The organism is Allobosea sp. P2_B12 (assembly GCF_056404835.1).
This window is the reverse complement of sequence record NZ_JBFUDG010000006.1, coordinates 142,943-154,955: the sequence shown is the minus strand read 5'-3', so window position 1 is coordinate 154,955 and position 12,013 is coordinate 142,943. Positions and strand designations below refer to the sequence as shown.

At 68.4% G+C, this 12,013-nt stretch carries 9 protein-coding genes; 6 read left to right on the top strand and 3 right to left on the bottom strand.

Annotated elements, in window-relative coordinates; all coding sequences use genetic code 11:
- Nucleotides 1-17 precede the first annotated feature (17 nt).
- From AC1DYU_RS16185 to AC1DYU_RS16165, 5 genes are read left to right on the top strand one after another with little or no spacing between them, the layout of a single operon-like run.
- Nucleotides 18-1,418 (top strand): protein kinase domain-containing protein, encoded by a 1,401-nt coding sequence (locus AC1DYU_RS16185; RefSeq protein ID WP_476792524.1) that lies wholly within the window; start codon nucleotides 18-20, stop codon nucleotides 1,416-1,418.
- 52 nt (nucleotides 1,419-1,470) lie between these two features.
- The gene (locus AC1DYU_RS16180; protein ID WP_476792523.1) at nucleotides 1,471-2,514 is read left to right on the top strand and encodes a phosphotransferase family protein; all 1,044 of its coding nucleotides are present in this window, start codon (nucleotides 1,471-1,473) and stop codon (nucleotides 2,512-2,514) included.
- 11 nt (nucleotides 2,515-2,525) lie between these two features.
- A complete protein-coding gene (locus tag AC1DYU_RS16175; protein ID WP_476792522.1) occupies nucleotides 2,526-3,797 on the top strand; it encodes an acyl-CoA dehydrogenase family protein in 1,272 nt (423 codons plus the stop codon).
- Nucleotides 3,798-3,799: 2 nt separating this feature from the next.
- Complete coding sequence (locus tag AC1DYU_RS16170; RefSeq protein WP_476792521.1) at nucleotides 3,800-4,216, top strand: thiol-disulfide oxidoreductase DCC family protein; 417 nt, start codon at nucleotides 3,800-3,802, stop codon at nucleotides 4,214-4,216.
- Nucleotides 4,213-5,886: a DUF4166 domain-containing protein gene (locus AC1DYU_RS16165; protein ID WP_476792520.1), complete on the top strand. Its 1,674-nt coding sequence runs from the start codon at nucleotides 4,213-4,215 to the stop codon at nucleotides 5,884-5,886. Before AC1DYU_RS16170 ends, AC1DYU_RS16165 begins: the two co-directional genes overlap by 4 nt.
- Nucleotides 5,887-5,905: 19 nt before the next feature.
- Here AC1DYU_RS16165 and AC1DYU_RS16160 read toward each other — a convergent pair whose 3' ends face one another.
- The 3 genes from AC1DYU_RS16160 to AC1DYU_RS16150 are packed head-to-tail and all read right to left on the bottom strand — an operon-like array spanning nucleotide 5,906 to nucleotide 10,738.
- Nucleotides 5,906-9,031, bottom strand: a complete 3,126-nt coding sequence (locus AC1DYU_RS16160; protein ID WP_476792519.1) for an efflux RND transporter permease subunit — start codon at nucleotides 9,029-9,031, stop codon at nucleotides 5,906-5,908.
- Nucleotides 9,028-10,236 (bottom strand): efflux RND transporter periplasmic adaptor subunit, encoded by a 1,209-nt coding sequence (locus AC1DYU_RS16155; protein ID WP_476792518.1) that lies wholly within the window; start codon nucleotides 10,234-10,236, stop codon nucleotides 9,028-9,030. Before AC1DYU_RS16155 ends, AC1DYU_RS16160 begins: the two co-directional genes overlap by 4 nt.
- 19 nt (nucleotides 10,237-10,255) lie before the next feature.
- Nucleotides 10,256-10,738 (bottom strand): MarR family transcriptional regulator, encoded by a 483-nt coding sequence (locus tag AC1DYU_RS16150; RefSeq protein ID WP_158487119.1) that lies wholly within the window; start codon nucleotides 10,736-10,738, stop codon nucleotides 10,256-10,258.
- 170 nt (nucleotides 10,739-10,908) lie between these two features.
- Here AC1DYU_RS16150 and AC1DYU_RS16145 point away from each other — a divergent pair, with 170 nt between their 5' ends.
- A complete protein-coding gene (locus AC1DYU_RS16145) occupies nucleotides 10,909-12,000 on the top strand; it encodes an NADH:flavin oxidoreductase/NADH oxidase (protein ID WP_158487120.1) in 1,092 nt (363 codons plus the stop codon).
- Nucleotides 12,001-12,013 lie beyond the last annotated feature (13 nt).

Sequence of the window (12,013 nt, the reverse complement as noted above, 5' to 3'; positions counted from 1 at the left end):
AAACGGAGGGGACGCCCATGGAGACGCCACGGATCGGCTCGGTCATCGACGGCTTCACCCTGACCGAGCGCCTGCGCTCGGGCGCGATGGCGACGCTGTGGCGTGCGACCCATCCGGATCACGACAGGCCCCTCGTGCTGAAGATCCCGATCCTCGATCCGGGCACCGACGTCTCGGTGATCGTCGGCTACGAGACCGAGGCGATGATCCACAAGCGCCTGTCGGGTCGGCATGTGCCGCGCTTCGTCTCGGCGGGCGACCTGGCCCGCATTCCTTACATCGCGATGGAGTTCGTCGCGGGCACGCCGCTCGCCGAGACGATGCGCGCGGCGCCGCTGCCGGTCGAGGAGGTCGTGCGCATCGGCATCGCGATCGCCGTTGCGCTGGCCGACCTGCATCGCCAAAACGTGGCGCATCTCGACCTGAAGCCGGACAACGTCATGATGACGCCGGCCGGGGCGGTATTGCTCGATTTCGGGCTCTCCCGGCATGCCGAACTGCCGGACCTGCTCGGCGAGGAAAGCTCGGCGCCGATGGGCACCGCCGCCTATATCGCGCCGGAACAGGTCCTCGGCGATCGCAGCGACGCCGCCAGCGACATCTTCGCGCTCGGCTGCATCCTCTACCAGATGACGACAGGCGAGGAGCCGTTCGGGCGACCGGCGACCGTGCCGGGGATGAAAAGGCGCCTCTACCACGCGCCGCGCCCGCCCCGCGCCATCCGCTCGGAAACGCCGGCCTGGCTCGAGGAGATCATCCTGCACTGCCTGGAGGTCGACCGCGGGCGCCGCTATGCCGACGCCGCGAAGGTCGCCTTCGACCTGCGCCATCCGGAACAGGTCGTGGTCGCGCGCCATCGCCGGCCGACGGCGACGCCGGGCCTAGCCAAGCGCCTGCTGGCGCGGTTCCAGAAGCGCGAGGAGGCTGCAATTCTCGGCCCGTCGGCACGCGCGCGCCGCGAGGCGGGTCCCTCCATGATCCTGGCGGCCGTGGACGTGTCCGGCGAGCATGACCGGCTCGCGCAGGCGATCCTGGCCGAAACGAAACGGCTTCTGGATGCGCGGGAGGATTCCTGGCTCGCCTGCCTCACCGTGCTGCGCACCGAGATCATCCGCGAGACGCAGAGTGTCGATGAGCACGGGCGCTCGGTCTACATCAACCGGCTGGTTGCCTTGAAGGACTGGGCGCGGCCGCTGCACCTGCGCGAGGACCGGGTCAGCTATCACGTCATCGAGGCCGTCAGCGCCGCCGATGCGATCCTGACTTATGCCGATCACAACGACATCGATCACATCGTGCTCGGCGCCCGCGCCTCCTCGGCGGTGCGCCGCCATCTCGGCAGTGTATCGACCAAGGTCGTCGCCGAGGCACATTGCTCGGTCTCGGTGATCAGGCTCAAGGGAAGCGCCGCATCTTGACCGGCAGATCGCGGCGTTGACCGTTGCTCCGCACCTCATGATGATGCCCGCCATGTCAGCCGGCGCCGCCTCCAGCACTCCCGAATTCGACCCCGCTCGCCTCGATGCCTTCCTGCGCTCCGCCCTGCCCGGCCGCGCCAGCGGGGCCATGAAGCTGGAACGGATCAGCGGCGGGCAATCGAACCCGACCTTCTTCCTGACCTATCCGGACGCCGGAACGCGGCTCGTGCTGCGCAAGAAGCCGCCGGGACCTCTGCTGCCCTCGGCGCATGCAGTCGATCGCGAATACCGGATCCTGAAGGCGCTGGCGGGAGCGACTGTCCCGGTGCCGCCGGTCGTGCTGTTCCATGGCGAGGACGATGTCGTCGGGACGCCGTTCTACCTGATGGAAAGGCTCGACGGGCGCGTCTTCCACGACACCGCCCTGCCCGGTGTCTCCCGCAACGAGCGCCGGGCGATGTATTTCGCCATGGCCGAGACGCTGGCCGCGCTGCACCGTTTCGACTGGCAGGCCGCGGGCCTCACCGATTTCGGCAAGCCCGGCAATTACTTCGCCCGCCAGATCGCCCGCTGGGGCCGGCAATGGCGCGAGACGAAAACGCATGAGATCGCGGCGGTCGATCGCGTCTTCGACTGGCTCGGCCAGCATCTCGACGACACGCCTGAGACCACCATCGTGCATGGCGATTTCCGGCTCGGCAATCTGATGTTCGCGCCGGCTGAGCCGCGCGTGATCGCGGTGCTCGACTGGGAATTGTCCACGCTCGGGCACCCGCTTTCGGACGCCGCCTTCTCCTGCCTGCCCTGGCATTCGACGCCGCAGATGTATGCCGGCATCGCCGGGCTCGATCGCGAGGCATTCGGCATTCCCACCCAGGCCGAGTATCTCGAACGCTATTGCGCGGCGGCCGGGCGCGGTGATGGGCCGGGACGTTTCCATCTCGCCTTCTCGCTGTTGCGTTTCGCCGTCATCCTCGACGGCATCGCAGCGCGGGCCAGGACGGGCAACGCGGCGGCCGACAACGCGGTCGCGGTCGGCGAGATGGCCGAGAGTTTCGCGCTGCGTGCGCAGGCCGTGATCGACGGCAGCGACTGAAGGATAGCCCCATGGATTTCGCCTATTCCGCCAAGGTCGAGGAGCTGCGCACGCGGCTGCAGGCGTTCATGGACGCCCATGTCCAGCCAGCCGATGCCGCCTGGCGCGCGGAGGTCGAGGCCGGGCGCTATCCGATGGCCCTGATCGACGGGTTAAAGGCCAAGGCCAGGGCGGAAGGGCTGTGGAACCTGTTTCTGCCGGCGCTGAAGCCGGACGAGCCCGGCACGCGGCTCGCCAACCTCGAATATGCGCCGCTCGCCGAGATCATGGGGCGGATCTACTGGTCGTCGGAGGTGTTCAACTGCAACGCGCCCGACACCGGCAACATGGAAATCCTGCACATGTTCGCGACGCCGGAGCAGCGCGAGCGCTGGCTGGTCCCGCTCATGAACGGCGAGATCCGCTCCTGCGTCGGCATCACCGAGCCCGGCGTCGCCTCCTCGGACCCGACAAACCTGCAGACCACGATCGTCCGCGACGGCGACGACTATGTCGTCACCGGCCGCAAATGGTGGACGACCGGCGCGCTGCATCCCAATGTGAAGTTCTGCATCGTCATGGGGTTGTCGAATCTGGCTGCTGATGCCGATCCCCACAAGCGCCATTCGATGATCATCGTGCCGATGGATGCCAAGGGCGTCACGGTCATGCGCAACCTGCCACTGCTGAACCATCATTCGCCCGAGGGGCATACCGAGACGGATTTCGACGCCGTGCGCGTGCCGGCCGCCAATATGCTGGGCGAGGAAGGGGCGGGCTTTGCGCTGGCGCAGGCGCGGCTCGGGCCCGGGCGCATCCATCATTGCATGCGCTCGATCGGGCAATGCGAGGTTGCCCTCGAACTGATGGTCGAGCGGGCCCTGCAGCGCAAGGCCTTCAGCCGCAACCTCGCCGACTACGCCAATGTGCAGGACTGGATCGCGGAGGGGCGCATGGAGATCGACCAGGCGCGGCTGCTCTGCCTGCGCGCTGCCTGGATGATGGACACGCAGGGCAACAAGGCGGCGCGCACCGAGGTCTCGTCGATCAAGGTCGTGGCGACGCGGCTGCAGACCAAGATCGCCGACCGGGCGATGCAGGTCTTCGGCGCGGCGGGGCTCTCGAACGACACCCCGCTCGCCTTCATCTACAGCTGGGGCCGGGCCCTTCGCTTCATCGACGGGCCCGACGAGGTCCATCTGCGCACCGTCGCCCGCGCTGAGATCAAGAAGCGGCAGGGCGCCAACCGCAGCACCATGGCCGAGCAGGGCGTGACGATGCCTTATCTGAAGCCAAGCGCTTAGCGATGAACCCGCCTGCCCTGGTCTGGCTCTATGACGGCGTCTGCGTGCTCTGCTCCGGCGGTGTGCACTACACTCTGCGGCATGAGCGCGACCCTACGATCCGCTTCGTCGCGATCCAGTCGCGCGAGGGCCGCGCGCTGGCGCAGGCGCATGGCATCGATCCGGACGATCCCGAGAGCTTCCTGTTCATCGAGGACGGCCAAGCGCTGGAGAAATCCGACGGCGTGCTGGCGCTGCTGCGGCATCTCGGCGGACCGGCGCGGCTCTTGCTGGTCGGGTTCGTGCTGCCGCGCGCGATCCGCGACTGGCTCTATGACCGGGTGGCGCGCAACCGCTACCGGCTGTTCGGCCAGAAAACATCTTGCGAAATGCCCGACCCGGCGCAGCGCCACCGCTTCAGCCTGCCGGACGGAACGTGACACCGCGCCGCGTCCTGCTGATCGGCGGCACCGGCGTGTTCGGCCGGAGGCTGGCGCGCCATCTGGCCGCCATCCCGGGGCTGGAGCTGCTGATCACCTCGCGCGACGCGGCTAAGGCCCGCGCGCTGGCGAGCGCGATTGTGCCCGTTGCCGGGACGACGATCTCCGGGCTGGGCTTCGACCATCGCCGCGATCCGGCTGCAGAGATGGCGAGATTGACGCCCTGGCTGGTGATCGACGCTTCCGGACCATTTCAGGGTGCCGATTACGAGGTTCCGCGGGCCGCGCTGTCGGCCGGCGCGCATGTCGTCGATCTCGCGGATGCGCGCGACTACATCCTCGGCTATGGCGCCGCGCTGGACGGGCTGGCGCGCGAACGCGGCCTGGTTGCGCTGGCGGGCGCGAGCTCGACGCCCGCTCTCTCGGCCGCCGCCGTGGCCGCCCTCACGACGGGCTGGCAGCGCATCGACACCATCGATATCGCGATCACGCCCGGCGGGCGCAGCGAGGTTGGGGAAGCGGTCATCGCGGCGATCGTGTCCTATGCTGGCCGGCCGATCCCGATCTGGCGCGAGGGCATGCTTCAGGACACGCATGGCTGGCTGGAGAGCCGGCGCATCGCCATGCCCGGTCTCGGCAACCGCCGCGTCGCGGCCGTTGAAACAGTCGATGCGCAATGGCTCGGGCCGAGGCTGAAGGTGCGCTCCCGCGTCGCCTTCCGGGCCGGGCTCGAATCTCCGATCGAGCAATGGGGCATCATGGCCCTGGCGTGGCTTCGCCGTCACGGTGCGATCGGGAAGCTCGATATGCTGATCCCGGCCCTGCTGGCGGCGCGGCGCATCACACGTCTGCCGACCTCGGATCGCGGCGGCATGCTGGTCGCCGTCGGCGGGCTCGATGCCGAGGGCCGATTGCGGCGCGCCTGCTGGTCGCTGCTGGCAGAGCGCGGCGACGGCCCGCATGTGCCGACACTTCCGGCGGCCGCGGCACTGCGGGCACTGCTCGACGGCCGGCTCGCGCCCGGTGCCCGGCCCGCGGCCGGGGCGCTGACGCTGGCGGAGATCGAGGCGGAGGTGGCTCCCTACGCGATCACGACGCGTCGGGAAGACGCGGTCCACGGCGTGTCCGTCTTCCGCCAGGCGCTCGGCGAGGCGGCGTTCGCGGCGCTGCCTGCCCCGCTCGTGGCCCTCCATGCCGGGGAGGGCCCGCCGGTCTGGCGTGGCAGCGCCTGCATCGAGGCCGGCACGCATCCCCTCGCCCGGCTGGTCCGGCGGTTCATCGGCCTGCCGCCGGCCGGCAGCGACGTGCCTGTCACCGTGACCATCGAGCGCATCACCGGCGCCGATGGCGAGGCGGAACTCTGGACGCGGAATTTCGGCGGGAAACGCTTCATGTCGCGCCTGTCGGTGGATGGGCGCGGTGAGCTCGAGGAAGCGTTCGGACCCGTCCGCTTCCGGCTCGGCGTCGCGGCGAGCGGGGATGGCCTCGCCCTTCCCGTCACAGGCGCCCGCTGTCTCGGCATTCCCGTTCCGCGCATCCTGCTGCCCCGTTCGGAGGCGCGCGAGTTCGTCGATGAACAGGGCCGCTTCCGCTTCGACATCAAGCTGTCACTGCCTTTCGTCGGCCTGCTAACGCATTATCGCGGCTGGCTCGTGCCCGCCGGCGACTAAGCAAGGCCGAAGCGGCGTCTCACTCCGCCGGCGCGGGATGAGACGGCGCGGCGGGCCTGCTCTTCGCGAAAAGCCGTTCCAGCCCCTGGCTCAGCTTCTCCATGTAGAGGAACAGCACGGGCGTGATGAACAGCGTCAGCACCTGGCTGATCATCAGGCCGCCGACGACGGCGATGCCGAGCGGCTGGCGCAGCTCCGCGCTGGCGCCGGCGCCGAGCGCGATCGGCAGCGTGCCCATCAGCGCCGCCAGCGTCGTCATCAGGATCGGCCGGAAGCGCATCACGCAGGCCTGATGGATCGCCTGCTCCGGCGTCCTGCCCTCGCGTTTGAGCACCAAAGCGACGTCGATCATCATGATCGCGTTCTTCTTGACGATGCCGATCAGCATCAGGAGGCCGATGATCGCGATCACCGAGAGGTCGAGATCGAAGAGCCTGAGCGCTCCGAGCGCGCCGATCGCAGCCGAAGGCAGGCCGGTCAGGATCGTCAGCGGATGGATGAAGCTCTCATAGAGGATGCCGAGCACGATATAGATCGTCAGGATCGCGCCAGCGATCAGCAGGCCCTGATTGGCGAGCGAATCCTGGAAGGTCTTGGCGGTGCCGGCGAATGTGGTCGAGAGCGAGGCCGGCAGGCCGATCTCGGCTTTCAGGGCGTTGATGCGGTTGACGCTGGCACCCAGCGCGACGCCGGCCGGCAGGTTGTAAGAGATCGTCACGGCCGGAAGCTGGCCGAGCTGATTGACCGTGAGCTGGCCTGCGGTGCGCTCGACATGGGCGAAGGCTCCAACCGGCACCAGCGTGCCGTTGGCCGCGCGGACGCGGATCGCGTCGAGCCGCTCCGGTCCCCAGCCGCCCTTGGGATCGAATTCGACGACGACGTTGTAGTTGTCGCCGGTCGCATAGATCGTCGAGACCTGCCGGACGCCGAAGCCGGAATAGAGCGTTGAGCGCAGGATGTCGGCGCCAATGCCAAGCGAGTTCGCCTTGTCGCGGTCAACGACCAGCGTCGCCTCCAGCGCGTTGTTCTGAAGGTCGGAGGTGACGTCGGCGAAGGTGGCGCGATCCTGGGCCATGGCCTCGGTCAGGCGCACGGCCCATTCGTTCATCTGGGCCTGGTCGAGGCCCTGGACCACGAGCTGGTACTGGCTCTTGGAGGCACGCGCGCCGATGTTGAGGTTCTGCACCGGGGTCATGTAAGCGGTGATGCCGGGAACCTGGGCGAGGTCGCGCCGCAGCGAGGCCAGCACCGGCTGCAGGGCCGGCCGCTGCTCGCGCGGCTTCAGTTCGACGAAGAGCCTGCCGGCGTTGAGCCCGCTGGCGCCGCCGCCACTGCCGCCGACCGAGGAGGCGACATGGGCGACATGGGGCGACTTGCGGAAGACCTCCGCCACCTGGCCCTGGAGTTTCTGCATCGCCTCGAAGGAGATGTCCTGCCGCGCCTCGGTCGAAACCTGGAGCTGGCCGATATCCTCCTGCGGAAAGAAGCCCTTGGGCGCGCTCTGGAGCAGCCAGACGCTGGCGGCCAGCGTCACGAAGAAGGTCAGCAGCATCAGCGGCTTGAAGCGCAGGCAGAAGACGAGGCCCCGATCATAGCCGCGCAGGATCGCGTCGAAACCGCGTTCGAGGAACCGGCCGAAGGCGTTCTCCTCATGATGCTGCGAATAGCCGCTGAGCAGCCGCGAGCACAGCATCGGCGTCAGCGTCAGCGAGACGAAGGCCGAGGCCAGGATCGAGACCGTCACCACCACGGCGAATTCGTTGAAGATGCGCCCGATGACGCCGCCCATCAGCAGGACCGGGATGAACACCGCCACCAGCGACAGCGAGATCGAGACGATGGTGAAGCCGATCTCGGCGGAGCCCTTCAGCGCGGCGTCGAAGGCAGACAGCCCGTCCTCCTCCATGTGCCGGACGATGTTCTCCAGCATGACGATGGCGTCGTCGACGACGAGGCCTACCGAGAGCGTCAGGCCTAAAAGCGAGATGTTGTCGATCGAGAAGCCGAAGAGATACATCGCTGCCAGCGTCGCGACGATCGAGATCGGCACGGCGACCGCCGGGATCAGGGTCGCCGCGACCCGGCGCAGGAAGACGAAGATCACCATGACGACGAGCGCGACCGTCAGCAGCAGCGTGAACTGCACATCGTCCACCGCGTGGCGGATCGAGCTCGAGCGGTCGTTCAGCAGCGCAAGCGAAGCGGCCGCCGGCAGCTGCTCGGAAAAGGCCGGCAGCATCGCCTTGACCTTGTCGACGACCTGAACGGTGTTGGCGTCGGGCTGGCGCTGGACCGCCAGCACCACGGAGGGCGTGCCGTCGAAGGTGCTCGCCGTCTGCAGATTCTCGACGGAGTCGATGACCTTGGCGACGTCGCCGAGCCGGACCGGCTTGCCCTCGCGGGTCGCGATGATGACCTTGGCAAACTGCGCCGCATCGGCGAGCTGGGTCCTGGCCTGGATGGTGAGCTGCTGGCTGGTGTTCTGGAGCGTGCCGACCGGCGTGTTGGCGTTGGTCGCGGTGATTGCGGCCTGCAATTCGTCGACACCGATGCCGCGCGCGGCGAGCGCGGTCGGATCGATCTGGATGCGCACCGCATATTTCTGGCTGCCGAAGATCAGCACCTGCGCCACGCCGTCGACCGTCGAGAGCGCCGGCGAGATCACCTGCTGCGCGAAGGCGTCGAGCTGCGAGAGCGGCACGACGTCGCTCTTCAGCGCCATCAGGATGATCGGCGCATCGGCCGGGTTGACCTTCCGGTAGCTCGGCTGGGTCGTCATCTCCAGCGGGAGCTGGCGCTGGGCGCGGGCGATCGCGGCCTGTACGTCGGCTGCGGCCGCGTCGATGTTGCGGGTCAGCACGAACTGGATCGCGATCGAGGTCGTGCCCTGGGCGTTGGTGGTCGCGATCGAATCGATGCCGGCGATGGTGGCGAACTGCTTGACCAAAGGCGTCGCGACCGAGGTCGCCATCGTGTCGGGCGAGGCGCCGGGCAGTTGCGCCGAGACGTTGACGACCGGGAATTCGGCGCGCGGCAGCGCCGCCACCGGCAGGAAGCGATAGGCGAAGGAGCCGGCCAGCACGAGCGAGGCCGACATCAGGATCGTCGCCACCGGGTGGCGGATGCAGAAGCCGGAGATGTTCATGAGCGTTCTCCGCTGGCGACCGGTACGTCCTGCGCCGGCTGGGCCTTGGCGCCGGGGCTCTTGTCGCGGATATGCGTGCCCTGCTTCAGCCGCATCTGGCCATCGGTGACGACGCGATCGCCGGGCGCGACGCCGCTTGCGATCGCCGTGCGCCCGCCATCGCTCAGCGCGACCTCGACCTGGCGCAGCTCAACCGTCTCGTCAGGCTTCACGACATAGACGTAAGGGCCCTTCTGGCCGGTCTGGACCGCGACGGTGGGGATGATCGTCGTGCCCGTCAGCGTGTCGGCAGCGATCTCGACATCGACATATTGGCCCGGCCAGAGCGCGAGATCGGCGTTGGGGAATGCGGCCTTCGCCGCGATCGTGCCCGAGGCCCTGTCGACGACGGAATCGACGAAGTTGAGCGTGCCCATCGCCGGCGTGCCGCGCGCTCCGGCGACGATGGCGGAGACGGGCACGGCCGTGCTCGCGGCGAGCGCGCGCCGCAGCACCGGCAAATCGCTTTCCGGCATCGAGAAGGCGACCCGCAGCGGCCGCATCTGGGTGATGGTCAGCAGGCCCGTGCCGGTACTGTTGGCGCCGACGAGATTGCCCGGCGTCACCTGCACCGCGCCGACGCGGCCGTCGATCGGGGCCGTGATGCGGGTATAGCCGAGCTTGACCTTGTCGGCTTCGAGCGTGGCCTTGTCGGAGAGGATCGTCGCCGCTGCCGAGCGCTCGTCGGCCGTCGCCTGGTCGACCGATTGCTGGGTTCCGGCGTTCTTGACGAGAAGCTGCTGATAGCGCGCGAGATCGGCCTCGGCCCGCTTGTGCGTGGCCTCGTCGCGGGCGATGGCCGCCTCATCCTTGTCGATCTGGGCCTTGATGTCGCGGTCGTCCAGCGTGAAGAGCAGGTCACCCTTTTTGACGAACTGGCCGTCCTCGACATGCTGGGCCATGATCTGGCTGTCGAGCCGCGACTTCACCACGACGCTGGCCGGCGTCTCGACGAAACCGATGGCGCGCTTGCGGACCGGGAAATCCTCCCTGGTCGCGACGGCCGTCGTGACCGAGACGGGCGCTCCGTCGCCGGCACGGCCGGCACGGGCCGAGCGAGCGGGGTCGGCGGGTTCGACCCTGCCGCGGGAGGTGTTGAACCAGACCCCGGTCGCGATCACGGCCGCCGTCAGAACGGCGATGGTCAGGACGCTCTTGCGCTTCATCAATCTCGGGCTCCGGGTATCAAACGGGGTTGTCGGCAAAAGGTGCCGCGGCTTGCGTCGTGCGGTCCTGCTTTCGGCTGCGAATGCGGTCGCGCACGGTCGCCAGCGTGTCGAGCACCGTGCGGATCGCGTCTTCCTCGACCTCGCCGAGAAGGTCCGTGGCGATCTCGTTGCGCAGGTCGTCGAGACCATCGACCAGCGTGCGCCCCTCCGGCGTCAGATGCAGGAGATGGGCGCGGCGGTCGCGTGGATCGGGCCGGCGCTCGACGAGCTTCTGGTCTTCGAGACGATCGATCAGGCGGGCGACGGAGATCGGCTGCATGTCGAGCTGCTCGGCCAGCGAGACCTGGTTGAGACCCTCCTGGCGGCGCAACCGGCCGAGGATCCCCCACTGCGCCCGCGTGGTGCCATGTTCGCGCGCCCGCTGGTCGACATGAGTGCGCAGGAGACGCGCCGTCTCGACCAGCTGGAAGGTCAGTTCGCGCCGCAGCGGGCGTTGCATGGGCCGGGCCCCTATGAAAAAGCGTCCATATGATAAGCAAGCTTATCATTCATCGGATTGCGGCGAATATGGGTCCGTCTCGCAACTGCACAATCACGCGATGATATGAGAGGGTGTTGGCCGTTGCGGGTCGCGTCGCCTATATCGGTGGCCGCATCAGGAGACAGACGATGAGCCAGCTTTTCAGCCCCTTCCAGATCGGCGGCCTCACGCTCGCCAACCGCATCGTCATCGCGCCGATGTGCCAGTATTCGGCTGAAGACGGCAATGTCAGTGACTGGCACACCATCCATCTCGGCAATCTGGCGCTGTCCGGCGCCGGGCTCTTGATCATCGAGGCGACGGCAGTCGAGCCGGCCGGGCGGATCAGCCCGCAGGATGTCGGCCTCTGGTCGGACGAGAACGAGGCGGCGCTCGCCGGTGTTCTCAAGTCGGTGCGGAAATGGTCGGACATGCCGATCGGCGTCCAGCTCGCTCATGCCGGGCGCAAGGCCTCGGTCGACCAGCCCTGGAAGGGCGGTGGACAGCTCGGCATCGACCAGGGCGGCTGGGAGGTGTTCGGCCCCTCCTCCGCCGGTTTCGAAAGCTATCCGCGCCCTCCGCAGGAGCTCTCGACCGACGACCTCGCACGACTGGTAGAGGCCTTCGCCGCGGCGGCCAAGCGCAGCGTCCGGCTCGGGCTCGATATGATCGAGCTGCACGGCGCCCATGGCTATCTGCTGCACCAGTTCCTGTCGCCGCTCTCGAACCGCCGCACGGATGCCTATGGCGGCTCGCTGGAGAACCGGATGCGTTTCCCGCTCGCGGTGTTCGCGGCGGTGAAGGCGGCGGTGCCGGCGGGCTATCCGGTGGGCATGCGGGTCTCGGGCACGGACTGGGTCGCGGGCGGCTGGGACATCGAGCAGACCCTCGTCTTCGCCGGCGAACTCAAGGCGCGCGGCGCCGATTTCATCCATGTCTCCAGCGGCGGCAACTCGACCGCGCAGCAGATTCCGCTCGGCCCGAACTACCAGGTGCCGCTGGCGCGCGCTGTCAAGCAGGCGACCGGCCTGCCGACCATCGCGGTTGGGCTGATCACCGAGGCCGACCAGGCCGAGGCGATCATCGGCACGGGCGATGCCGATATGGTCGGGATCGCGCGCGGCATCCTGTTCGATCCGCGCTGGCCCTGGCATGCTGCGGCGCAGCTCGGCGCCCGCGTCAAGGCGGCGCCGCAGTTCCTGCGCTCGCAGCCGCGGCAGTACAAGGAGCTGTTCAGCTAAGGCCACAGCCCGC

Bases quoted from the DNA above. Each gene is read 5' to 3' on its own strand.
- AC1DYU_RS16170 (WP_476792521.1), top strand. From the start codon at position 3,800: ATGAACCCGCCTGCCCTGGTCTGGCTCTATGACGGCGTCTGCGTGCTC.
- AC1DYU_RS16185 (WP_476792524.1), top strand. From the start codon at position 18: ATGGAGACGCCACGGATCGGCTCGGTCATCGACGGCTTCACCCTGACC.
- AC1DYU_RS16155 (WP_476792518.1), bottom strand. From the start codon at position 10,236: ATGAAGCGCAAGAGCGTCCTGACCATCGCCGTTCTGACGGCGGCCGTG.
- AC1DYU_RS16145 (WP_158487120.1), top strand. From the start codon at position 10,909: ATGAGCCAGCTTTTCAGCCCCTTCCAGATCGGCGGCCTCACGCTCGCC.
- AC1DYU_RS16175 (WP_476792522.1), top strand. From the start codon at position 2,526: ATGGATTTCGCCTATTCCGCCAAGGTCGAGGAGCTGCGCACGCGGCTG.
- AC1DYU_RS16180 (WP_476792523.1), top strand. From the start codon at position 1,471: ATGTCAGCCGGCGCCGCCTCCAGCACTCCCGAATTCGACCCCGCTCGC.
- AC1DYU_RS16150 (WP_158487119.1), bottom strand. From the start codon at position 10,738: ATGCAACGCCCGCTGCGGCGCGAACTGACCTTCCAGCTGGTCGAGACG.
- AC1DYU_RS16160 (WP_476792519.1), bottom strand. From the start codon at position 9,031: ATGAACATCTCCGGCTTCTGCATCCGCCACCCGGTGGCGACGATCCTG.